Origin of the sequence: Nocardioides sp., assembly GCF_044226765.1 — a bacterium.
Taxonomy (GTDB): Bacteria; Actinomycetota; Actinomycetes; order Propionibacteriales; family Nocardioidaceae; genus Nocardioides.
In genome coordinates, this window is the sequence record NZ_JBGAGJ010000020.1 from 1 (window position 1) to 23822 (window position 23822).

The 23822-nt window shown below is 73.1% G+C and carries 17 protein-coding genes, 1 rRNA gene and 1 pseudogene; 15 read left to right on the plus strand and 4 right to left on the minus strand.

From position 1 onward, the window contains the following. Nucleotides 1–259, plus strand: a pseudogene (locus ACILRH_RS23165) (hypothetical protein); the annotation flags it as partial. A gap of 28 nt (nt 260–287) precedes the next feature. Here the strand turns inward: ACILRH_RS23165 and ACILRH_RS23170 are convergent. Continuing rightward, the gene (locus tag ACILRH_RS23170; RefSeq protein ID WP_395696444.1) at nt 288–902 is read right to left on the minus strand and encodes a hypothetical protein; all 615 of its coding nucleotides are present in this window, start codon (nt 900–902) and stop codon (nt 288–290) included. A gap of 258 nt (nt 903–1160) precedes the next feature. Here ACILRH_RS23170 and ACILRH_RS23175 point away from each other — a divergent pair, with 258 nt between their 5' ends. The 12 genes from ACILRH_RS23175 (at nt 1161) to ACILRH_RS23230 (ending at nt 16870) form a co-directional block, all read left to right on the plus strand. Beyond that, nucleotides 1161–2549, plus strand: coding sequence for a serine hydrolase domain-containing protein (locus ACILRH_RS23175; RefSeq protein WP_395696445.1), 1389 nt, complete (start codon nt 1161–1163; stop codon nt 2547–2549). A gap of 23 nt (nt 2550–2572) precedes the next feature. After that, nucleotides 2573–4135, plus strand: coding sequence for an ABC transporter substrate-binding protein (locus ACILRH_RS23180; protein ID WP_395696446.1), 1563 nt, complete (start codon nt 2573–2575; stop codon nt 4133–4135). A gap of 3 nt (nt 4136–4138) precedes the next feature. Beyond that, entirely contained in the window at nt 4139–5134 is a 996-nt protein-coding gene (locus tag ACILRH_RS23185; protein ID WP_395696447.1) for an ABC transporter permease, read from the plus strand. Between the two features lie 4 nt (nt 5135–5138). Further along, nucleotides 5139–7073, plus strand: a complete 1935-nt coding sequence (locus ACILRH_RS23190) for a dipeptide/oligopeptide/nickel ABC transporter permease/ATP-binding protein (protein WP_395696448.1) — start codon at nt 5139–5141, stop codon at nt 7071–7073. Continuing rightward, the gene (locus ACILRH_RS23195; RefSeq protein ID WP_395696449.1) at nt 7070–7819 is read left to right on the plus strand and encodes an ABC transporter ATP-binding protein; all 750 of its coding nucleotides are present in this window, start codon (nt 7070–7072) and stop codon (nt 7817–7819) included. Before ACILRH_RS23190 ends, ACILRH_RS23195 begins: the two co-directional genes overlap by 4 nt. Continuing rightward, complete coding sequence (locus tag ACILRH_RS23200; RefSeq protein ID WP_395696450.1) at nt 7816–11115, plus strand: serine hydrolase; 3300 nt, start codon at nt 7816–7818, stop codon at nt 11113–11115. The genes ACILRH_RS23195 and ACILRH_RS23200 overlap by 4 nt, the downstream gene beginning before the upstream one ends. Beyond that, nucleotides 11115–12251 (plus strand): M20 family metallopeptidase, encoded by a 1137-nt coding sequence (locus tag ACILRH_RS23205; protein WP_395696451.1) that lies wholly within the window; start codon nt 11115–11117, stop codon nt 12249–12251. Before ACILRH_RS23200 ends, ACILRH_RS23205 begins: the two co-directional genes overlap by 1 nt. Nucleotides 12252–12283: 32 nt before the next feature. After that, a complete protein-coding gene (locus ACILRH_RS23210; protein WP_395696452.1) occupies nt 12284–13165 on the plus strand; it encodes a GNAT family N-acetyltransferase in 882 nt (293 codons plus the stop codon). A gap of 2 nt (nt 13166–13167) precedes the next feature. Beyond that, complete coding sequence (gene menC, locus ACILRH_RS23215; protein ID WP_395696462.1) at nt 13168–14274, plus strand: o-succinylbenzoate synthase; 1107 nt, start codon at nt 13168–13170, stop codon at nt 14272–14274. A 23-nt stretch (nt 14275–14297) separates the two neighbouring features. Beyond that, nucleotides 14298–15941 (plus strand): PucR family transcriptional regulator, encoded by a 1644-nt coding sequence (locus tag ACILRH_RS23220; RefSeq protein ID WP_395696453.1) that lies wholly within the window; start codon nt 14298–14300, stop codon nt 15939–15941. A 111-nt stretch (nt 15942–16052) separates the two neighbouring features. Further along, nucleotides 16053–16643 (plus strand): hypothetical protein, encoded by a 591-nt coding sequence (locus ACILRH_RS23225; protein WP_395696454.1) that lies wholly within the window; start codon nt 16053–16055, stop codon nt 16641–16643. Between the two features lie 11 nt (nt 16644–16654). Then, nucleotides 16655–16870, plus strand: a complete 216-nt coding sequence (locus ACILRH_RS23230) for a DUF3099 domain-containing protein (RefSeq protein ID WP_395696455.1) — start codon at nt 16655–16657, stop codon at nt 16868–16870. 19 nt (nt 16871–16889) lie between these two features. On the opposite strand, the gene ACILRH_RS23235 is transcribed toward ACILRH_RS23230, so the two are convergent. The 3 genes from ACILRH_RS23235 to ACILRH_RS23245 are packed head-to-tail and all read right to left on the minus strand — an operon-like array spanning nt 16890 to nt 21853. Further along, nucleotides 16890–17099, minus strand: a complete 210-nt coding sequence (locus ACILRH_RS23235; protein WP_395696456.1) for a hypothetical protein — start codon at nt 17097–17099, stop codon at nt 16890–16892. A gap of 18 nt (nt 17100–17117) precedes the next feature. Then, nucleotides 17118–20348 (minus strand): response regulator, encoded by a 3231-nt coding sequence (locus tag ACILRH_RS23240; RefSeq protein ID WP_395696457.1) that lies wholly within the window; start codon nt 20346–20348, stop codon nt 17118–17120. Nucleotides 20349–20383: 35 nt separating this feature from the next. Beyond that, nucleotides 20384–21853, minus strand: a complete 1470-nt coding sequence (locus ACILRH_RS23245) for a serine/threonine-protein kinase (protein WP_395696458.1) — start codon at nt 21851–21853, stop codon at nt 20384–20386. A gap of 83 nt (nt 21854–21936) precedes the next feature. On the opposite strand from ACILRH_RS23245, the gene tyrS reads away from it, so the two are divergent. Both tyrS and ACILRH_RS23255 read left to right on the plus strand, forming a co-directional pair. Continuing rightward, nucleotides 21937–23208: a tyrosine--tRNA ligase gene (tyrS, locus tag ACILRH_RS23250; RefSeq protein ID WP_395696460.1), complete on the plus strand. Its 1272-nt coding sequence runs from the start codon at nt 21937–21939 to the stop codon at nt 23206–23208. Between the two features lie 506 nt (nt 23209–23714). After that, nucleotides 23715–23822: ribosomal RNA gene (locus ACILRH_RS23255) — 16S ribosomal RNA — on the plus strand; the annotation flags it as partial.

Consider the following 23822-nt stretch of genomic DNA (forward strand, 5'->3'; position numbering starts at 1 on the left):
CCCCGAGGGGCAGACCGGTGACCACAACGCCGCACCCCTGGGCCGCACCGAGCACCGCGCCAAGACCCACCTGGGCTACACGGTGCGACAACTCGGGCCAGGCGACTACGTCTGGCGCACCCCCCACCGGCTCTACCGCCACGTCGATGCCACCGGCACCCACCCCATCGATCCCGAGGACGCCGAACAGCTCATCGACGACGCCGACCTCGACCGCGCCCTGGACCGCATCGAACACGAGCTCCGCCAAGCCAGCTGACCCCTGTGCCCAGACTCCTCACGTCTCGTCATCGGCCGAGGACGTCGTGGGACAGCTGCCGCGTTCGGGCGACCAAGCCGGTGCTGGACGGGCTGCGTGCGTCGAGGTGGTCCAGGACCGAATCGATGCGCAACCGCCAGTCTCCGTCGACGTCGACGCCGTCCACACGGCGCAGAGCCTGCCCGAAGAGAATCTCAGCCTGGGCAGGACGCTGACGAGCCAGAGCCTTCAGAGTCACCACGACACCCATGCAGGCGCTCTCCGCCTCCGTCCACGGATCCGCCCCCTCGATGCTCATGCCCTCGACTCCGGCGGAGTGGACCTCCAGGTCCACCCGCCACCAGAGGGGCCACCCCCCGAACCGAACGAAGACGAGGAGGAAGCCCGGTCGTTCCCTCGGATCGACCCGGAGCGACTCCACCATCCCGACCTGCTCCAGGGTCCGGCGCAGCGCCGACAGCAGCCCACGCGCGCCATCGGGAGGAATGATCCAGACGATGTCGATGTCGCTGTAGTCATCCGCGGCCCCGGGCTGGGCCATCGACCCCATGAGGCCGACCTTGCCGCTCGGACACGCAGCAGCGAGCACGCCGAGGGTCGCCACCGCCGCTTCGTCTCGAGAGGCAGGCGCCGAGGTGGTCACGCGACCAAGATGGCAGATGCCCGGGATGTGTCGTTGCTGGAACGAACCCGCTGATGCCGAGCCGGGCCGGGACGGCCAGGACAGGGGGCTGCCTCGCCGCCGACCAGGGTCGAGCACGATGAGGTTCACCGTCTCGTAGCGCCGGGGCGGTGCTGCCCTCGTCTTGACGCCGCGTCTCGTCGGATCGGACCGACGATGAGGCCAGGAGTTGTCGGTCCGCACGAACACAGTGATCCGGGTCATTCCTACGGTTGCGGCATGACGACCCTGACCGAGGTGGAGGCGTGGCTCGCCGACCGGTTGCCCGCGCTGCTCGAGAAGTACGACGTCCCGGGCGCCGCGGTGGCCGTCCTCCACGACGGTGCGGTCGTCGACGCGGCCGCCGGCACGCTCAACAAGGCCACGGGAGTGGACGCCACGGTGGACTCGCTCTTCCAGATCGGGTCGGTGACCAAGCTCTGGACCGCCACCTTGGTGATGCAGCTGGTCGACGAGGGCCGGGTCGACCTCGACGTGCCGGTGCGCACCTACCTGCCGGAGTTCCGCATCGGCGACGAGGCCGCCGCGGCCGTGATCACGCCCCGGATGCTGCTGAACCACACGGCCGGCTTCGAGGGCGACATCTTCACCGACACCGGAGTGGGCGACGACTGCATCAAGAAGTACCTCGGCGTCCTCCACGAGGTGCCCCAGCTCTTCCCGCCCGGGGAGCAGTTCTCCTACAACAACGCCGGCTACTGCGTGCTCGGCCGGCTCGTCGAGGTGCTGCGGGAGAAGCCGTACGACGCCTGCCTGCGCGAGCACCTCTTCGCGCCGCTCGGCCTCACCCACGCGGCGACCGGCCCCTACGACGCCATCATGTTCCGCGCGGCGATGGGCCACATCGAGATGGAGCCCGGCGCCGGGCCGCAGCCCGCACCGATGTGGGCGATGGCGCGGTCGAACTCGCCGGCCGGGTCGATGCTCTGCATGACCCCGCGTGACCTGCTCGCCTTCGCCCGGATGCACCTCGAGGACGGTCGTGCCGCGGACGGCACCCAGGTGCTCGCCCCCGGCACCACGGGTCGGATGCAGAGCAGCGAGGTCGTCCTGCCCGAGCTCGGGCTGATGGGCAGCTCGTGGGGACTGGGCTTCGAGCGGTTCGACACCGCCGACGGGGTCGTCGTGGGCCACGACGGCAACACGATCGGCCAGGCGGCGTTCCTGCGGATGGTCCCCGGGACCGGTCTCGCGGTCGCGCTGCTGACGAACGGCGGCGACGCCCTCTCGCTCTTCCGCGACCTGGCCGGCCACGCGCTCGCCGAGCTGGCCGGGGTCGAGCTCCCACCGCTGCCGCACCCGCCGGCCGAGCCCGAGCGGGTCGACGTCTCGCGCTTCCTCGGCACCTACTCGGCCGAGGTCTTCGACCTCAACGTGACCCAGGACGACGACGGCCGGGTCTGGATCGAGCAGGTCCCCAAGGGGGCGCTGGTCGAGATGGGCGGCCAGGTCGAGCGCACCGAGCTCGTGCACTACCGCGACGACATGTTGATCCCGGTCGAGCCGGACCGCGGCATGTTCATGCCGCACGCCTTCCTCGGCGACGACGGCGAGGGCCACTCGCTCTACCTCCACCTCGGCCGCGCCGTCCGGCGTGCCGGGGCCTGACCACCGACCGACAGGAACCGCACATGAAGCTGAAGGCAGCCCTGCGCACCTCCGTGGGCGTCGGCGCGACCGCCGTCCTCCTCGCCGCCTGTGGCGGCGGCAGCGGCGGCGACTCCTCGGGAGGAGGGGGTGACTCCGAGTACGTCGACGGCGGCACCTTCACCATGTCCATGGCCGGTGACCCCGGCAAGCTCGACCCGCAGTCCTCGGCGAGCACCCAGCTCTTCACGGTCAACCAGCTCGCGTACGACAACCTGGTGTCGGTCGACGCGAAGACCGGCGAGATCCAGTCGCAGCTCGCCACGGACTGGAAGGTCGACGGCAAGACCGTCACCCTCACCCTGGCCGACGGCATCACCTGCGCCGACGGCAGCGACTTCACGGCGACCGCGGTCGCGGACAACATCGCCTACGTCGCGAACCCCAAGAACAAGAGCCCCTACCTCGGCACCTTCCTCCCGGCCGGCGCGACGGCCAAGGCCGACGACGCCGCCGGCACGGTGACGATCACGCTGCCCCAGCCCGCGCCGTTCGTGCTCAACGGCCTGGCCAGCCTGCCGATGGTCTGCGAGTCCGGCATGAAGGACCGCGCCTCGCTGGCGGACTCGACGGCCGGCACAGGCCCCTACCAGCTGACGAAGGCCACCCCGGGCGACCAGTACACCTACCAGGTCCGTGACGACTACACGTGGGGGCCGAACGGCGCGACCACCGCCGAGAAGGGGATGCCCGACACGGTGGTCGTCAAGATCGTGCAGAACGAGGGCACCGCCGCCAACCTGCTGCTCTCCGGCGACCTGAACATGGCCACGATCCAGGGGCCCGACGCGAAGCGCCTCGAGGGCGCCGGCCTGTTCTCGACCAGCACGCCGGCGATGGTGGGCGAGCAGTGGTACAACCACGACGACGGCCACGCGACGAGCGACGCGGCCGTGCGGATGGGGCTGACCCAGGCCCTCGACCTCGAGCAGCTCGCCTCCGTGGCGACCGCCGGCACCGGCGGCCCGGCGACGACCTTCGCCGCGATCGAGCCGGTCTCCTGCCCGGGTGACTCGATCTCCGGCTCGCTCCCGGCCCAGGACGCCGACGCGGCGAAGTCGGCGCTGGCCGGCCAGAAGATCACGTTCCTCTACTCCAGCGCCGCGGGCAGCGCGGTCGCTGCTGCCGCGGAGCTGGCGGTCCAGCAGTGGGAGGCGGCCGGCGCCGACGTGACGGCCAAGGCCGTGGACGAGACCGCGCTCCAGGGGGCGATCTTCGGGTCCGGGGACTGGGACGTCGCGTGGGTCCCGCTCAACGTCAACAGCCCCGACCAGCTGGTCCCGTTCCTGTCCGGCCCCGGGCTCGCCGACGGCGGCACGAACTTCTCGGGCATCGACAACGCCGACTACACCGCCGGCGTCCAGAAGGCCAGCACGATGAACGGCACCGAGGGCTGCCCGACCTGGCTGGACGCGGAGTCCCAGCTGGTCGCGGCGGCGGACATCATCCCCTTCGCCAACAACCAGGTGAAGACCTTCGGCAACGGCGCCGAGTTCACCTACCCGGGCCAGTTCGTGCCCACCAGCATCCGGATGGTCGGGAAGTAGTCCATGTCCTTGGCGAGCTCGGTCGCCCCGGCCCCGCGGGTGGGCGTGTGGTCCCACCCGTGGGTGCGGTTCGGCGTACGGCGTCTCGGCCGGCTGCTGGTGTCCTTGTGGGTGCTGGTGACGGCGTCGTTCCTGATGATCCACCTGATCCCCGGCGACCCGGTGCGCGCCGCGCTCGGGCCGACCGCCCCGTCGGCCCTCGTGGTGGCCAAGCGGGCGGAGATGGGTCTCGACGACCCGCTGCCGGTGCAGTACTGGCACTACGTCCAGAGCCTGTTCACCGGTGACCTCGGGACGTCGATCCAGACGCAGCTGCCGGTCTCCGAGACCATCGCCCAGCGACTGCCGGCGACGCTCGCGCTGGCGCTCCTCGCGTTCGTGGTCGCGGTCGCGGTCGCCGTGCCCCTGGGGGTCGCGATGGGCGTGCGGACCCGCCGCGGGCGCGGCCGCCGCACCGAGCTGGCCTTCACCGGCACCAGCGTCGTGCTCGGGATCATCCCCGACTTCCTCCTCGGCGTCCTGCTCGTCTACGTGTTCGCCGTGACGCTCGGGTGGCTGCCGGTGGCCGGCAACGATTCGCCGAGTGCCTACGTGCTGCCCGTCCTCGCCCTCGCCGTCGGGCCGGCCGCGATCATCGCCCGGATCATCCGGGTCGAGATGGTGACGGTCCTCGACGCCGACTTCGTCCGGACCGCGCGTGCCAAGCGACTGCCTGCGCGTACCGTCTACCTCGGCCACGCCCTCCCCAACGCCCTGACCGCGTCGCTCACGCTCGGCGGTCTGATCCTCACCTCGATGGTGGCGGGCACCGTCCTGGTCGAGAACGTCTTCGCCTGGCCGGGCCTGGGCAGCACGATCGTCAGCTCGATCCTCAACAAGGACTACCAGGTGGTCCAGGCGATCGTGCTCGTGTACGGCGTGGCGGTGCTGCTGGTGAACACGCTGGTCGACGTCGTGCTGGCCGTGCTCGATCCCCGCTCGATGATCCGGGAGGACTGAGCGGATGCGCCGCTGGAGGAGCGTGCTCCGCACGCCGGTCGGGCTGACCGCGACCGTCCTGACGGTCGGCGTGCTGGCGCTCGCCGTGGTCGCCCCCATCCTGTGGACCGACCGGGCCGACGCGATCGACACCGACGACATCCTCGCCGGCCCGTCCCTGCAGCACTGGGCCGGCACCGACAACCTCGGTCGTGACATCTTCTTCCGCACGCTCGTCGCCACCCGGCTGTCGGTCGAGCTCGCGCTCGCGGCGACCATCATCGCGGTCGTGGCCGGACTGCTGATCGGGACCGCGCCGTTCCTGCTGGGGCGCCGGTCCGGCCGGGCCGTGGTGGCCGGCACCAACATCGCCGTGGCGTTCCCGGGCCTGCTGCTCGCCCTCTTCTTCGCCGTCGTCTTCGGGGTGGGCGCGACCGGGGCGGTGCTCGCGATCGGCCTGGCGGGCGCTCCGACCTTCGGCCGGCTCACCCAGACCCTGGTCGCCGGGATCGCCTCGCGAGACTTCGTCGCCGCGGCCCGGGTCGCGGGGGTCGGCCGCACCCGCATCCTGCTGCGCCACGTGCTGCCCAACGTCTCCGAGCCGCTGGTCGTCAACGCCACCATCGGTGCCGGCGCCGCACTGCTGGCCTTCGCGGGGCTGTCGTTCCTCGGGCTCGGCGTGCAGCAGCCGGCGTACGACTGGGGCCGGCTGCTGTTCGACGGCATCGGCTCGATCTACGTCAACCCGGCCGCCGCGCTGGCGCCCGGGCTCGCGGTCCTGGTGGCCGGCCTCGCGTTCAACCTGTTCGGCGAGTCCGTGGCCAAGGTGCTCGGTGTCGGGGTAGTCGGCGGCCTGCCCGCGCTGCCGGCCGACCCGCCGCCGCTCGAGGCCGAGGCGCCCGTGCAGGGGACCGCCCACGGCGGCACCGACCTGGTGCTCGACGTCCGGGACCTCGAGGTCGCCTTCCCCGGGCCACGCGGTCCGGTCCACGCGGTCCGCGGCGTGTCGTTCACGGTCGGTCGCGGCGAGGCGCTCGGGATCGTGGGGGAGTCGGGGTCGGGCAAGTCGGTGACGGCGCTGGCCGTCTCGCGGCTCGTCGAGCCGCCCGGTCGCGTCGGCGCCGCCCGGCTGGACCTGCTCGGCACCGACCTGAGGGTCGGCGAGACCAGGGCGCAGCGGCGGCTGCTCGGCACGTCGCTGGCGATGGTCTTCCAGGACCCGATGACGTCGTTCAACCCCACCCGGCGGATGGGCGGTCAGCTCGCGGAGGGCGCGCGCCACCACCAGGGGCTGGACCGGAGGGCCGCGATGGCCCGGGCGGTCGACCGGATGCGCGCGGTCCGGATCTCCGAGCCCGAGCGCCGGGCGCACCAGTACCCCCACGAGTTCTCCGGCGGCATGCGGCAGCGCGCCATGATCGGGATGGGGCTGATGGGCACCCCGGCCCTCATCGTCGCGGACGAGCCGACGACGGCCCTCGACGTCACGGTCCAGCAGCAGGTGCTCGACCTGCTCGCCTCGATCCGGGCCGCGGACGACGTCGCGCTCGTGCTGATCAGCCACGACGTGACCGTCGTCGGCGAGGTCTGCGACCGGGTGCTGGTGATGTACGCCGGCAAGATCGTCGAGGACCTGCCGGCCGGTGACCTGGCCGGCGGAGCGCGGCACCCCTACACCCGGGCTCTCGTGGCCGCGGTGCCGGACATGGAGACCGACCGCGACGAGCCGCTGGCGGTGATCCCTGGTCGGCCGGTCGACCCCGCGGACGTCCCACCCGGCTGTGCCTTCGCACCCCGGTGCCCGCTCGCGACCGACCACTGCCGCACCGAGGAGCCCCCGCTGGTGCCGGACGGGACCGGCCGGCGCGTGGCGTGCTGGCACGCCGGCGAGCCGCTCGGCACCGACGACGTGGACGACGTCGACGGCACCGCGCGGCTCGAGGAGGTGGAGGTCTCGTGAGCGAGCTGCGCTTCGAGGGCGTCACGGTGCGCTACGGCCCGACGATGGCGGTGGACGACGTGACGCTGACCGTGCCGGCCGGCACCGTCGTCGGGCTGGTCGGTGAGTCCGGGTCGGGCAAGTCCACCCTGGCCCGCGCGGCGGTGGGCCTGGCCCCGGTGGGCGCGGGCCGGATCACCGTCGGCGGGGCGCCCGTGCCGACGACCGGTCGTCGCCCGCTGCAGATGGTGTTCCAGGACCCCTACTCCTCCCTGGACCCCCGGATGACCGTCGGCGAGAGCGTGGCCGAGGCCATGCCGCGGGCCGGCTCCCGGGCCGACCGTCGGGCGGAGGTCGCCCGGCTCCTCGAGCTGGTCCACATCGACCCGGCGTGGGCGGCCGCCCGCCCGGCGGAGCTGTCCGGCGGCCAGCGCCAGCGGGTCGCCCTGGCCCGCGCCCTGGCGGGCCGGCCGCAGGTCGTGATCGCCGACGAGATCACCTCGGCGCTCGACGTCTCCATCCAGGGCGCGGTGCTCAACCTGGTCCGTGAGCTCCAGCGCGAGCTCGGTCTCTCGATGCTGTTCATCAGCCACAACCTCGCGGTCGTGCGCTACGTCGCGACCCAGGTGGCGGTCATGCGGGACGGCCGGATCGTCGAGGAGGGTCCCACCGACCGGGTCCTGGCCGCCCCGGAGCACGACTACACCCGCGAGCTGCTGGCCGCGGTTCCCGGACTCACCACCCCGACGGGCAGGAGCCCCCGATGACTCGACGCCTCACCCTCGACGACCTCACCGCGCTCGCGGTGCCGTCGCACCCCGTGCTCTCTCCCGACGGGAGCCAGGCGGTCTACGTGCTGCGCACGCTCGACCCCGTCGCGGACCGCGCCGTCGACCAGCTCTGGACGGTGCCGGTCGCCGGCGGCAGCCCGCGCCGCCTGACGGACGGCCCGGCGGACTCCGAGCCCGCCTGGTCGCCGGACGGGTCCCGGGTGGCCTTCGTTCGCGACGGGCAGGTCCACCTGCTCCCCGTGACCGGTGGGGACCCGGAGCGGGTCACCGAGCTGCCGCAGGGGGTGACCGCGCCGGTGTGGAGCCCGGACGGCACCCGCCTGGCCTTCACCGCCCGCGTCGACCCGACCGGCGGCACCGGCCCGCTCGTCGCGACCCGCCTGGACTTCCAGACCGACGGCGAGGGGATGTACGGCGCCGCGCGCGACCAGGTGCACGTGCTGGACCTCGCCTCGGGCCGGTGCCGCCAGGTCACCGACGGCCGCGACCATGCCGGCCCGCCGGCCTGGTCACCGGACGGGCGGTCGCTGGCGTTCACCCGCAAGGTGGGGGAGGACAGCGACCTGACCTGGCGCACGGCCGTGCACCTGGTCGACTCCGACGACCCGCGGAGCCGGCCGCGGGTGGTCGGACCGGTCAGCGGCGTCGCCCGCACCGTGTCCTTCGCCGCCGACGGACGGCACCTGCTCGTCGTCGGTCACCCCGGTGACCCGGTCGGCCACCAGCACCTGCTGCGAGTGCCGCTGGACGGGGGCGAGCCGGTGAGCCTGACCGGGCACCTGGACCGCAACGTGATGCCCGGCGCGACCGCCTACCCCGGCGGCCGCCCGCACGAGCGTGCGGACGGGTCCGTGCTGTTCTGCCTGCGCGACCGCGGCTGCACCCACCTGTGGACCACGGGGCCGGAGGAGCGGCCGGTCCTCGACGGCGCCGGTCGCGTCGTCTCCGGGCTGTCGGTCGTCGGCGGCACGGCCGTCGTCGTCCTCACCACGCCGACGTCGTACGGCGAGGTCGTGGCCGTGGACCTGACGACCGGGGTCGAGACGGTGCTCACCGACCACGGCGCGAGCCTCGGCGACGTCGCGCTCCTCGAGCCCGAGGAGCGGACCTTCACGATCTCCGACGGCACCCAGGTGCAGGGCTGGCTGGTGCGCGACCCGGAGCGCACCGGTCCGCGGCCGCTGCTCCTCGACGTGCACGGCGGCCCGCACAACGCGTGGAACGCGGCTGCCGACGAGATGCACCCCTACCACCAGGAGCTCGCCGCGCGCGGCTGGGTCGTGCTGCTGGTCAACCCGCGCGGCAGCGACGGCTACGGCGAGGCCTTCTTCGACGGGGTCAATGGCGCCTGGGGCGTCGCGGACGCGGCCGACCTCCTCGAGCCCGTGGACGCGCTGGTGGCCGAGGGGCTCGCGGACCCCGACCGGCTGGCGGTGACCGGCTACAGCTACGGCGGGTTCATGACCTGCTGGCTCACCGCGCACGACGACCGGTTCAAGGCCGGTGTCGCCGGCGGCACGGTGAGCGACATGACGAGCATGTACGGCACCTGCGACGACGGCTCGTGCATGAGCCGCTACGAGCTCGGCGGGACGCCGTGGGAGCGCCCCGAGGCGTACGCCGCGATGTCGCCGCTCACCCGGGTGCAGCACGTGTCGACGCCGACCCTGCTGCTGCACGGCCGGGACGACCTGACGTGTCCGGTCGGCCAGGCGCTCCAGTGGCACACCTCCCTGCGCGAGCGGTCGGTCCCGACCGAGCTCGTGCTCTACCCCGACGCGTCCCACGGGTTCATCCTGCTCGGACCCCCCTCCCAGCGCCTCGACTACGCCCGCCGGGTCGTCGACTGGGTCGAACGGCACACCCTGCACGCCGGCCGCCCCCGGCTCGACCGCGAGCGCTGGCAGCACCGCCTGGCGCGGCTCGCCAAGCGGCACGGCACCCCAGGAGCGCAGCTCGGCATCCTGCGCCTCGACCCGGACGGCTCGGAGGAGGTGGTCGTCGCGACGCACGGCGTGCTCAGCCGGAGCACGCAGCAGCCGGTGACCCCCGACGCGGTGTTCCAGATCGGCTCCATCACGAAGGTGTGGACGGCCACCGTGGTGATGCAGCTGGTCGACGAGGGCCTCGCCGACCTCGACGCACCGGTCGTCGAGGTGCTGCCCGAGCTGCGCCTGGCCGACCCGGACGTGACCAAGCACGTCACGCTGCGGCACCTGCTCAACCACACCAGCGGCATCGACGGCGACGTGTTCACCGACACCGGCCGCGGCGACGACTGCCTGGAGAAGTACGTCGAGCTGCTGGCCGAGCAGACCCAGAACCACCCGCTCGGTGCCACCTGGTCCTACTGCAACGCCGGCTTCTCGGTCCTGGGTCGGGTCGTCGAGCGGCTCACGGGGACGACGTGGGACGAGGCCGTCCGCACCCGGCTCGCGGAGCCGCTGGGACTGCAGCACACGCTGACCCTGCCGGAGGAGGCGCTGCTCGAGGCCGCGGCCGTCGGCCACGTCACCCAGGACGGCGTGACGTCCGTCGCGCCGGTCTGGCAGCTGCCCCGCTCGATCGGCCCGGCCGGGCTGGTGACCGCGAGCGCAGCCGACGTGCTGGCCTTTGCCCGGATGCACCTGACCGGCGGGCTCGGCCCGGACGGCCAGCGGGTCCTCGGCGCGGGGTCGGCGGCGGCGATGGCGGCGCACCAGGCGGACCTGCCCGACGTCCACTCGCTGGGCGACTCGTGGGGGCTCGGGTGGATCCGGTTCGGCTGGGACGGCCGCCGGGTCTACGGACACGACGGCAACACCATCGGGCAGGCGGCGTTCCTGCGGGTGCTCCCCGACCCCGGCACCGGTGGGGGGCTGGCGGTGACGCTGCTGACCAACGACGACGGCAGCCGCGACCTCTACGAGGACCTCTACCGCGAGGTGTTCGCCGAGCTGGCCGGCGTCGACATGCCCCGCCCGCTGGTGCCACCGCAGCCGGCCGTCGAGGTCGATGTCGCGCCCTATTTCGGGCGCTACCAGCGCGCCGGCGTGACCATGGAGGTCCTCGAGGGCGACCGGGGCCCGGTGCTGCGCACGACGCTCACCGGGCCGCTCGCCGAGATGGTCCCCGACCCGGTCGACGAGCACGCGCTGGTCGCCTATGCCCCCGGCATGTTCCTCACCAAGCCGCCGGAAGCCGAGACCTGGTTCCCGGTGACGTTCTACGAGCTGCCGACCGGCGAGCGCTACCTGCACTTCGGGGCCCGCGCCACGCCGCGGGTGGACTGATGGACGCCGTGCCCTCGCTGGCCGAACTGCTGGCGGACCTCCGCGAGCTGGTCGAGTGCGAGTCCCCGTCGACCGACCTGGCCGCCGTCGCGCGCTCGGCCGACGTGCTTGCCCACCTGGGGGAGCGTCGGCTCGGTGTCGCACCCGAGCGGGTCGTCCTCGACGGTCGCACCCACCTGCGCTGGCGACTGGGGGCCGGGCCGTCGCGGGTCCTGCTCCTCGGCCACCACGACACCGTGTGGCCCATCGGGACGCTGGAGCGGCGTCCGTGCACCGTGGAGGCCGGTGTCCTGCGCGGGCCGGGGTGCTTCGACATGAAGGCGGGCCTCGCGATGATGCTGCACGCCGCGGCCGGCCTGGACGGCGTCACGCTGCTGGTGACCGGTGACGAGGAGCTCGGCTCGCCGAGCTCGCGCGAGCTGGTGGAGGCGGAGGCCCGGCTGGCCGAGGCAGCGCTGGTGCTCGAGGCGTCCGCCGACGGAGGTGCGCTCAAGACCGAGCGCAAGGGGGTCTCCCTCTACGAGGTCCGGCTCCGCGGGCACGCTGCGCATGCCGGCCTCGAGCCGGAGGCGGGCGTCAACGCCACGCTGGAGCTCGCCCACCAGGTCCTCGCGGTCGCCGCCCTGGGCCGCTCGGAGGAAGGCACGACGGTCACCCCCACCCGGGCGCAGGCCGGGGTGACGACGAACACCGTCCCTGCCGAGGCGTCGTTCGCGGTCGACGTCCGCGTCCGCACCCGGGCCGAGCAGGAGCGGGTCGACGCCGGGATGCGAGCGCTGCAGCCCGCGGTGCCGGGTGCGCGCATCGAGCTCGACGGCGGCCCCAACCGGCCGCCTCTGGAGTCGTCCGCGTCGGCGCTGCTCCTGGAGCGCGCCCGGGCGGTCGCCGTCCGTGCCGGGCTGCCCGCACCCACCGCCGCGTCGGTCGGGGGCGCCTCGGACGGGAACTTCACCGCGGGGGTGGGCACCGCGACCCTCGACGGCCTCGGTGCGGTCGGCGGCGGCGCGCACGCCGACCACGAGCACGTGCTCGTCGACCACCTGACGGACCGCACGACCCTGCTCCGCGCGCTGGTGACCGACCTGCTGGCCCAGCCGACCAATCGACTGCTCGCCTCTGGTGGTGCGCGACCATGACGACACCGGAGGACCTGAGCAGCATGAGTCCCGTGAGCCCCGTCCGACCCGTCAGCTCCGTCGACGTCGACCTGGACCGTGCCGTCCAGGCGGCCGACGCCGCCGCTCTCGCCGCCGGCGTCGAGGTGCGCGAGCTCGGCGACCTCGCCGACCTGGCCGCCGTGGTCCACCTCTACGCGGAGATCTGGGGTCGCGGCGCCAACCCGCCGATGACCCTGGAGCTGCTGCGGGCCTTCGGCAAGGCCGGCAACTACGTCGGTGGTGCCTTCGACGGGGACCGCCTCGTGGGCGCCTGCGTCGGCTTCTTCCACGCACCGGCCGAGGACGCGCTGCACAGCCACATCGCCGGGGTCGCCGACGACGTGGCCGGCCGGCACGTCGGGTTCGCGCTGAAGCTCCACCAGCGCTCCTGGGCGATGCTGCGCGGCGTCGCCGAGATCGCGTGGACCTTCGACCCGTTGGTGAGCCGCAACGCCTACTTCAACCTCGTGAAGCTCGCGGCACGGCCCGACGAGTACCTCGCCAACTTCTACGGCGCCATGCTCGACACCATCAACGGCGACGACGACTCCGACCGCCTGCTGGTGCGCTGGCGGCTGCGGGACCCGGCCGTGGTGGCGGCCTGCGAAGGTGGCTGGGTCGCGGCCGTCGCGGCCGACGAGATCGCCGGGGGAGCGGTCGTCGCGCTCGGCAGCACTCCCGACGGTGCACCGCAGGTCGGGTCGCTCGACGCGGCCGTCACCAGCCTGGTCGCCGTACCCCGTGACATCGGTGCCCTCCGGGTCGCCGACCCGGTGCTGGCCCAGCGCTGGCGGGTCGCGCTGCGCGAGGTCCTCGCGGCCCTCCTGGCCGACGGCGCCAGGATCTCGGGCTTCGACAAGGCCGGCTGGTACGTCGTGCGGAGGGACGTCTGATGGTGGAGCTCACCGGGGTCGAGCTGCGCCGGGTCGCGATGCCGCTCGTGGCTCCCTTCCGCACCTCGTTCGGGACCCAGACCCGCCGCGACGTGCTGCTGCTCCGGGTCGTCACCGACGAGGCCGAGGGCTGGGGGGAGTGCGTCGCGATGGCGGACCCGCTCTACTCCTCCGAGTACGTCGACGCCGCCGCCGACGTGCTGCGTCGCTTCCTGGTGCCGGCCCTCGCGGCCGCCGGGCCCCTGCCCGCGCACCGGGTGGGCACCGTGCTGGAGCCGTTCAAGGGGCACCGGATGGCCAAGGCGGCCCTGGAGATGGCCGTCCTCGACGCCGAGCTCCGCACTGAGGGCCGGTCCTTCGGCAGCGAGCTGGGGGCGGTCCGCGACCGGGTGCCCTGCGGGGTCTCGGTCGGGATCATGGACAGCGTCCCCGCCCTCCTCGACGCGGTCGGGGGCTACCTGGACGAGGGCTACGTGCGGATCAAGCTCAAGATCGAGCCGGGCTGGGACGTCGAGCCGGTCCGCGCCGTCCGCGAGCGGTACGGCGACGACGTGCTGCTGCAGGTCGACGCCAACACGGCGTACACCCTCGCGGACGCGCGGCACCTCGCCCGGCTGGACCCCTTCGACCTGCTGCTCATCGAGCAGCCGCTGGAGGAGGAGGACGTGCTGGGCCACGCCGACCTGGCCCGGCAGATACGCACGCCGGTCTGCCTCGACGAGTCGATCGTCTCGGCGCGGTCAGCTGCCGCGGCGATCCGCCTCGGCGCCGCGGCGATCGTGAACATCAAGCCCGGCCGGGTGGGCGGCTACCTCGAGGCCCGGCGGATCCACGACGTCTGCGTGGCGCACGGCGTCCCCGTCTGGTGCGGCGGGATGCTCGAGACCGGGCTGGGTCGGGCGGCGAACGTCGCCCTCGCGGCCCTGCCAGGCTTCACCCTGCCCGGTGACACGTCGGGCTCGGGGCGCTACTACGACCGCGACATCACCGAGCCGTTCGTCCTCGACGACGGCCACCTCACGGTCCCGACCGGTCCCGGTCTCGGCGTCGCGCCCCTCGAGGACGCCCTGGCGGAGGTCACGGTCGCGACCGAGTGGCTGACGGTGTGAGCGGTCGTAGGCTGACGCCTGCCATGACCGTCGTCCCCACCCCCCGGCCCCGCGCCAGCCTCGCCCGGGTCGTCGACGACCTCGGCGCGACGCTGCTCGACCTCGTGCACGGGGACGCGGAGGCCGCCGGCGAGATCGGTGGGGTGGTGATCCACGACCCCGTCGACGCTCCCGTGCTGCCTGCCGGAGCGCTCGTGCTCGGGGTCGGCGTCGAGGCGCCCGACGACGTGGCGGCGCTGCTCGCCGACCTGGGGGCCGCCCGCGCCGCAGCGCTCGTTCTCCGGGCACCGGTGCCCACGACGCCGCAGGTGCGGGACGCCGCCGACCGGGCCGGGGTCGCGCTGCTCGGCCTGAGCCGCGGTGCGCCGTGGGCGCACCTCGCGGCGGTGCTGCGCTCGCTCCTGGCCGAGGGAGACGTGGGGGTCGCGGAGCAGGAGTCCCTCGGCGGCCTGCCCTCCGGTGACCTCTTCGCCGTCGCCAACGCGATCGCGTCGCTGCTGGACGCACCGATCACCATCGAGGACCGCAGCTCGCGGGTGCTCGCCTTCTCCGGGCGCCAGGACGAGGCCGACCCGTCCCGGGTGGAGACCATCCTGGGTCGCCAGGTGCCGGAGCGCTACTCCCGCATACTCAACGAGCGCGGGGTGTTCCGCGATCTGCACCGCACCGACCAGCCGGTGTTCATCGCCCCCGTGCCCGACGGCAACGGCGCCTTCACGATGCCGCGGGTGGCGATCGCCGTCCGCGCAGGCGACGAGGTGCTCGGCTCGATCTGGGCCGCCGTCCCCGGCCCGCTGAGCGAGGAACGCACGCAGGCCTTCCTCGAGGCCGCCAAGCTCGTCGCGCTGCACCTGCTGCGCGTGCGCGCCGGCGCCGACGTCCAACGCCGACTCCGCGCCGATCTCCTCGGCTCGGCGCTCGAGGGCGGGACGGGTGCTCGCGAGGCGCTGGACCGGCTCGGACTCGCCGGCCAGTCGCTGCTCGTCCTCGGCGTCGACCTCGGCGGGCCCGTCCCGGACACCGCGGCCGTCGCCCACGAGCGGCAACGGCTCAGCGACGCCTTCGCCCTGCACCTGTCGGCCGCCCACCCCCGGGCGGCAGCGGCGCTGGTCGGCGGGGTGACCTACGGGTTGGTGCCGCTGACGGGCCCGCCGGACGACGGGGAGGAGCGGGCGGCCCGGATCGCCGACGACTTCCTCGACCGGGTGGGCGACCGGTTGCGCCCGGTGGTCGCGGTCGGTCCGGTCGCCCGCGACCTGGCCGGCCTCGTGCACGCCCGGGCCAGCACCGACCGCGTCCTGCGGGTGCTCCGGGAGGGACGCGGTGAGCGTCGTGCCGCGCGGCTCGGCGACATCGCTGTGGAGGCGCTGGTCCTCGAGCTGCGCGACCTGGTCGCGGCCCGGGGTGATCGGCCGACCGGGGCGCTGGCCCGGCTGCTCGCCTACGACCGGCAGCACCACACGAACCTGGTCGAGACGCTCAAGGCCTGGCTCGACGCGTTCGGGGACGTCGCCCGCGCCGCGGAGGCCATGTACGTGCACCCGAACACGTTCCGCTACCGGCTGCGCCGCCTCGCCGAGGTCGGGGAGATCGACCTCGACGACCCCGACCAGCGGTTCGTGGCCATGCTCCAGCTGCGAGTCCTCGGCCCGTTCGCCGACGACTGAGGGCAGGCGCCGCGCCGTGTGCGGCTCGGGCCCGTCCCCAGGCCGGTCGGGCGAGAAGGATGGCCCGTGCGGGTCATGCTGCGCGCCGGGTCGGGCTCCTAGCCTCGGGCCATGAGCGTGCCGGCGACTCCGACCCGCCGCCCCGGGCGGCGCACGATCGTCGCCGGCGGCGCGCTGCTGGTGGTCGCGGTGCTCGCCATCGGCGGCGCGGTCCTGGCCTGGCAGGTGTGGGGCGGCCCCAGCAGCGACGGCGCGGTGGCCTTCGAGATGCCCGGTTCGACGACGGCCGAGCTCACCGCGGGCGACTGGGGCCTCTACAGCGAGGAGGTCGACGGCACCCAGCAGGTCGCCTACCCGCGCGACATCAGCGTGACCGGGCCCGGCGACGTCGGCGTCGAGAGCGCCATCGGGTTCTACGAGGACACCACGAGCGTCGAGCTCGACGGCACCACCTACCAGGTGTTCGCCCGGCTGGACGTCCCCACCGACGGGTCCTACGACGTCACGGTCAGCTCCGCCTCGGAACGGACCACCGCCGTGATCGGCCACTACGAGACCGACGACACGCTCGGGTGGGTCGTCGTCCTGACCGTCGTCGGCGCGATCCTGCTGATGCTCGCCGGCGTCGTCACGCTCGGCACCGGGCTCGTCCTGCGTGCCCGGGGCCGGCAGGCGGCGCCACCACCCGCACCGGCCGCGTAACGTCGGGAGGCATGGAGCGTCGGACCCGACACCGCGCCTACTTCTGGCTGATGGGCACGTGCGTCGCGCTGATCCTGCTCGCCTGGAACGTGGTCCGGCTCTGGTCGACGACGGCCGCCGTCGTGATGAGCGTCGTCGCCGCACTCATCCCCCCGGTCGCGGCGTTCGTCGCCAACCAGGGTGCCCTGGACCGCTCGGCGCCTCCGACGCTCGACGACGACCGTTGAGCACGGCCGCCCCGACTCGTCACTTCGACGGCTGGGGGACCTTCACGTGGCAGTCGACCTTCGGGTTCGCGCCGAGGTAGTTGAGCGGTCCGGCGAGGATGGTGAGCGCGGTGTCGCCGGTGCTCTTGCAGCTGACGTCGCGGGCGTCGCCGAAGTACCCGCGCTGCCAGGCGGCGGCGACGCCGATCAACAGCCACACGACGACGATGATCCCCAGGAGGCTCTTCATGGCGGGGCTCTTACCCCGTCAGGACCGGGAGTACGCCGCCCGGTAGGCCTGCAGCGCGGTGCGCCCCTGCTCGAGGGCCGACTCCAGGCGGGGGAGCAGGTCGGCGACCCCGTCGGTCGTGCCGGTGTCGGCCAGCAGCTCGATCTGCTGCGCCGTGCGTCCCGCCTCGGTGACGCCGAGGTTGAGCGCGCCGCCGGCCAGCTTGTGCGACACCTGCTTCACGGTGGCGGCGTCCCCGGCCGCGACCGCGTCCCGGATCGTCGCGAACGTCCCCGGCGTGTTGGCGACGAAGTTGCCGATCGCGCGGTCGAGGTACGTCGTGTTGCCGGGGTCGAGGTCGCGCAGCTCGTCGAGCCGCGGCAGCTCGAGCCCGGCCAGCGGGTCACCCGACCCGTTGCTCGCTGTCACGGTCCGCACGCTACCGCCCGGGAGCCCGGCGCGTGGGGGTGACGCGGGCTCGCCGTCGATCCAGCGCTCGAGCACGGCGGCGAGGGCGGCCGGCGCGACCGGTTTGGTGAGGAAGTCGTCCATCCCGGCGGCGAGGCAGCGTTCCCGCTCGCCCTCCACCGCGGCCGCGGTCATCGCGATGACCGGCACCCGACGACCGTCCGGCTCGCTCGCCCGGATCGCCCGGGTCGCGGCGTACCCGTCCATCCGGGGCATCTGGACGTCCATCAGCACCAGGTCGTAGTCGTCCTTGCCGACGGACTCGACCGCGACCGCGCCGTCCTCGGCGGTCCGCGCCTGGTAGCCGAGCGCCTCGAGCAGACCCACCGCGACCAGCTGGTTGACGGGGTTGTCCTCGACGACCAGCACCCGGCGGGTCGCCGTCAGCTCGCCCGGGGCGAACGCGTCCACGGCCTGCCGCGGCTCGACCCCGGCCAGCCAGCGCAGCAGCGTGCGGCGCAGGTCGACAGCGAGGACCGGCTTGGTCAGGCACTCGACGATGCCCGCGTCCTCCAGCTCGTCCGGCTCCGGCGTCGTCGCGGACGTGAGCATGATGCGCACGGCCTCGTCGTGGGCCGGCTCGCTCCGCAGCGCCCGGGCGAGGTCGAGGCCGTCGCGGACGGGCATCGACATGTCGAGGAGCACCGCCTCGAAGGGGTCGCCCGCGGCCACGGCCTCTGCCACCAGCACCTCGGCCGCGTCCGCGCCGGCGGCCGAGGCGGTGCGGACCTGCCACCACGCCAGCTGCTCCTCGAGGATCAGCCGGTTGTGGTCGTTGTCGTCGACCACGAGCACCCGTCGGCCGGACAGCCAGCGGCGGGCGTGCTCGTCGTCGGGATCCACCGCCGACCCGGTCGGTGCCTCGAACACGGCGGTGAACCAGAACGTGCTGCCCCCTGACGGGTTGGCCTCGAGACCGATCTCACCGCCCAGCGCCTCGACGATCTCCTTGGAGATGGCCAGGCCGAGCCCGGTGCCGCCGTACTTGCGCGTCGTCGAGGCGTCGGCCTGCGTGAAGGCGTCGAAGAGGGTGGCGACCTCGCTCTCGGGGACGCCGACCCCGGTGTCGGAGACCGTGACGCGCAGGAGGGTGCGACCGTCGCCCGCGGGCTCGGCGGTCGCCCGGAGGCTGACCTCGCCGCGGTCGGTGAACTTGACCGCGTTCGAGCCCAGGTTGGTGAGCACCTGGGCCAGCCGGGTCGGGTCACCGGCCAGGACCTCCGGAACGTCCGGGTGGCAGGAGACCATCAGCTCGAGGCCCTTGGTGCGGGCGGTCTCGGCGAGCACGCTCGCCACCTGGTCGAAGACCGGGCGCACCTCGAAGTCCAGTCGCTCCAGCTCCAGCTTGCCGGCCTCGATCTTGGAGAAGTCCAGGACGTCGTTGATCACGCTGAGCAGTGCCCGGCTGGCCACCTGCACCCCGGAGGCCAGCCGCAGCTGGTCGGGGTCGAGCTCGGTGCGCAGCAGCAGGTCGTTGAGGCCGATCACGCCGTTGAGCGGGGTGCGGATCTCGTGGCTCATCGTGGCCAGGAACTCCGACTTCTGCCGGGAGGCGGCCAGCGCGCCGTCGCGGGCGTCGGCCAGCTGCCGCTGGGCCCGCTCGCGCTCGGCGACGCGGCCGAGCTGCACCGCGACCTGCTCGACCATCTGCTCGATCATCTCGAAGCGGTAGAGCGGCGGGGCAGACGTGATCGTGACGACCGCCATCACCTCGTCGGCGTAGGCGACCGGGAACGCGATGGTCAGCCGCCGGTCGTCCCACACCGACCGCTTCTCCCGGAACGCGCGCATCGCGAGCGCCAGCTCCGCGGCGCACTCCTCGGGCGTGGTCTGGTCCTTGAGCCGGTCCTCCTCGTTGATGTAGAGCGGCTCCACGGCGGTGCCGTCGGACGTCGTCAGGAACGCCCGCCCGCGCTCCCAGTCGTCGTGGAGGAGGACCAGGTGCCGGGCGTGCCCGAGCACCTCGGCCAGCGTCGTCGCCTCGTTCGCGGCGCTCGACACCGCCTGCATCAAGGTGTTCTGCCGGACCTGGTCCTCCAGCGCCAGCTCCGCGAGCTTGGTCTCGGTGACGTCCTGGTGGGTCCCGTGCATCCGGTTGACCCGGCCGTCCGCGTCCGGCTGCCCGATGCCGCGACCGCGGGTCCAGATCCAGGAGTCGTCGGGGCCCTGCACCCGGGCCACGAAGAGGAAGTCGCCGCCGTCGCGCAGGGCGCCCTGGACCGCCTCGTCGACGAGGGCGCGGTCGTCCTCGTGCACGACCTGGAGGAAGTCGTCGTACGTCGCCGGGAACGACTCCGGGTCCAGCCCGTAGAGCGCGATCAGCTCGTCCGAGCCCCAGATCTGGTCCGCGTCGACGTCCCACTCCCAGCTGCCGATGCGCGCGATCCGCTGCGCCTCGGCGAGCCGGCGCCGGTTGCGGGCCAGCTCCTCGTGCTCGCGCCGGCGCTCGTTGGAGTCGGTGATCCGGTGGAGCACGCCCGCCGCGGCGCCGTCCGGCCCGTGCAGGAAGCTCTCGCTGATGGTGACCCACACGGTCGTGCCGTCGCAGCGGACGAACTGGGTCTCGACCTCGCCGTCGTTGACCCGCCCGGCGCGGAGCTGGTCGAGGTGGTCGGCGAACTGGCGGCGCCCCAGCTCATCGAGGGTGTCGAAGACGGTGAGCCCGGCCATGTCGGCCTCGGCCGCGCCAAAGAGCGCGCGCAGCGCCGGGTTGGCGTAGAGCACGCGACCCTCGAGGTCGAACACCCAGATCGCGTCCGGAGACGTCTCGACGATGTCCCGGTACAGCGTCGCGAGCTCCATCTGACCTCCCTGGCCTCAACGATAGGGGTCAGCCCTCACGTCTCGCCCGCGATCCGGTACCCGCCGTCGGTGCCGTCGAGCACGAGCGTGACGTCCTCGCGGGTCTTCGACCCGTCGGTCCGCACGTACTCGACGGTGTAGGTGATCTGACCCGACCCGGGGTCGGCCTGCGCCGAGATGAGGTCCGCGGTCGAGATCGTCGCCCAGAAGCCCCGGTACCGCCCGTAGCCGCCGCTGGCCTGCTGGAACTCCGGGGTGAGCATCTCCCAGGCCGCCTTCGGGTCGGAGGTGACCGTGGCCAGGTAGCTCTCGACGAAGTTCTCCATGCCGTCGGCCGTGACGTCACCGGCCGGGGACGAGCCCGTCGAGGAGTCCGACTGACCTCCACCGGACGACCCCGGTCCGCGGCTGGAGCCGGTCGTGGCTCCCTGGCCGCCGGAGTCGTCGGCTGCCCGGGTGCCGAGGAGCCACGCGACCATCGCGAGCAGGACGATCGCGACGACGGCCACGGCGATGCCGACGACCCGGATCGGACCGTGGCTGCTGCGTCGCCGTCCTGCGCGGGACGGGGCCGGCGCCACCGGCGTGGTCGCGGGCGGCGTGGTCGCGGTCGGCGTCGTGGTGGCGCCCGGCGGCGGCACGGGCGGCACGGCCGTCGAGAGCACCTGGGTGCGCGCCGGTGCGGGGTCCACCGGTGGCGGGACCGGCGGCGGCGGGACCGACGGGCCCGCTCCCAGGTAGTCGCGCACGTGCTCGGTCGACCACCGGTCCGCCGGCTCCAGGGACATCGTCGCCTCGAGGACCGGCCCCAGCCAGCCGGCGTCCGGCAGGCGCGGCGGGTCCTCGTGCACGATCCGGTAGAGCGCCCCGAGCACGTTGTCGCCGACGTCGTAGGGCGCCCGGCCGGCCAGTGCGTGGAAGAGGGTCGCGCCCAGCGACCACACGTCGCTGGCCGGGGTGGCGGGCTGGCCCGTGGCGACCTCGGGGGAGAGGTACGCCGGAGAGCCGGTCACCAGCCCGGTCTGGGTGAGGGTGGCGTCGGCCTCGGCGCGCGCGATGCCGAAGTCCGACAGCTTCACCTGTCCGTCGGGTGCCACCAGGATGTTCGACGGCTTGACGTCGCGGTGCACGATGCCGGCCGCGTGGGCCGCGGCCAGCGCGTCGGCCGCCTGCCGCAGGATGGGCGCGGCCTGCTCCGGCGGCAGGGCGCCGCGCCGGGCCACGAGCGCCGCGAGCGTGGTGCCCTCGACGTACTCCATGACCAGCCACTGGTCGTCCCCCTCGGTGACCAGGTCATAGACCGCGACCACGTGCGGGTGGTTCAACCGGGCCGCCAGGCGGGCCTCGCGCTCGGCCCGGGCCAGGTCCGGCGTGCTGCCACCGGGGGCCACCCCGAGCCGTTTGAGGGCGACCTGGCGTCCGAGCACCTCGTCGCGCCCGAGCCAGACGGCACCGCTGCCGCCGCGCCCGACCTCGCGCTCGAGCGCGTACCTGCCTGCGATCACGATGGTCCTTTCGATCCGAAAGAGCGTAGCGAGGCCCCCACGTGGCACGCTTGACGTGCCCGTCCCGACCCGAAAGGTTCCCCGTGACCGTCGACCCGACTCTCCTCGACGACCTCGAGTGGCGCGGCCTCCTGGCCCACTCGACGGACCTCGACGCACTCCGCGAGGCCCTGACGGCCGGCAGCGTGCGGTTCTACGTCGGTTTCGACCCCACGGCACCCAGCCTGCACATGGGCAACCTGGTGCAGATCCTCACCGCCCGTCGCCTGCAGCTGGCCGGCCACACGCCGTACGCCCTCGTCGGCGGCGCGACCGGCATGATCGGTGATCCTCGGGAGTCCGGCGAGCGCCAGCTCAACTCCCTCGACACGGTCAAGGACTGGGTCGAGCGGGTCCGCTCCCAGATCGAGCCCTTCCTCTCCTTCGAGGGCGACAACGCGGCGACCATGGTCAACAACTACGACTGGACCGCGAGCCTCTCGACCATCGACTTCCTGCGCGACATCGGCAAGCACTTCCCGGTCAACCGGATGCTGGCCCGCGACGTCGTGCGCAGCCGGCTCGAGGCCGGGATCAGCTACACGGAGTTCAGCTACGTGCTGCTGCAGTCGATGGACTTCCTCAACCTCTACCGCGACCACGGGGTGACCCTCCAGTTCGGCGGCTCCGACCAGTGGGGCAACCTCACCGGCGGGGTGGAGCTGATCCGGCGCGCGGACGGCGGGCGCGCGCACGCCTTCGCGACCCCGCTGGTGACCAAGGCGGACGGCACCAAGTACGGCAAGACGGAGGGCGGGGCCCTGTGGCTCGACCCCGAGATGATGTCGCCGTACGCCTTCTACCAGTTCTGGCTCAACGTCGAGGACGAGAAGGTCGGTGAGCTGCTGCGCATCTTCACCTTCCTCGGCCGGGACGAGATCGAGGCGCTCGAGGCCGAGCAGGCGGAGAAGCCGTTCCTGCGGGCCGGGCAGCGCGCGCTCGCCGAGCACGTCACCACACTGGTGCACGGAGCCGACGAGACGGCCCGGATCCGCGCCGCGTCCGCGGCGCTCTTCGGGGGTGGCGACCTGCGAGCGGTCGGCTGGTCGACGCTGCGCGCGGCGCTCGAAGCCGCGCGCCCGCTCGTGACCGTCCCCGCCGACGCCGTGCCGACCGTCGTGGAGCTGCTGGTGGCGACGGGTCTGGTCAAGAGCAAGGGCGAGGCGAGGCGCGCCGTCGCCGAGGGCGGGGCGTACCTCAACAACGTGCGGGTGGAGGACCCCGAGCTCGTGCCCGGCGACGCCGACCTGGTCGAGGACCGGCTGCTCGTGCTGCGCCGTGGGAAGAAGAGCTTCGCCGGCGTCGAGGTGTCCTGACCTGCGCGGATGCGTCGGTCACGACACCTGTGGCCCGGCTCACGCGGGTCCGATTTGAACTGGCTGGCGCCGTGTCCTAGTGTTCTCCGAGTCGCCAGGGCGCGGCGGGAGGCAAGACCATCAGGTCGGGCCTCCGGCCCCGAAGCGGCCGTCTGAGCAGTCCCGGTCCTCGACATCGAGGTCTGGTGACGTGCGCCGGACGAGGGAGTTCGACCCGGATTTGCACCGGGAAATGACACCCGCTAAGTTTTACCAGTCGCCCCGGCCGGGCCGCAGAAATGCGGTCCACCGTCGTGCGTCTGATTCTTGAGAACTCAACAGTGTGTCATAGTCGACGAATTAGTTTGTAATGCCCCGTTGACTGATCCCCTTTGGTGGGGTGATGTTTTCGGATTTCTTTGACAATGATTCTGACAATTTGTCAGTGTCTCCTGTCAGGCATCTCTTTTTCTGATCATGGCTGTCTGCTCCTTTTGTGGGTGGGTGGTTGTGGTTGGGTGTTGTTTTCAACGGAGAGTTTGATCCTGGCTCAGGACGAACGCTGGCGGCGTGCTTAACACATGCAAGTCGAGCGGAAAGGCCCTTTCGGGGGTACTCGAGCGGCGAACGGGTGA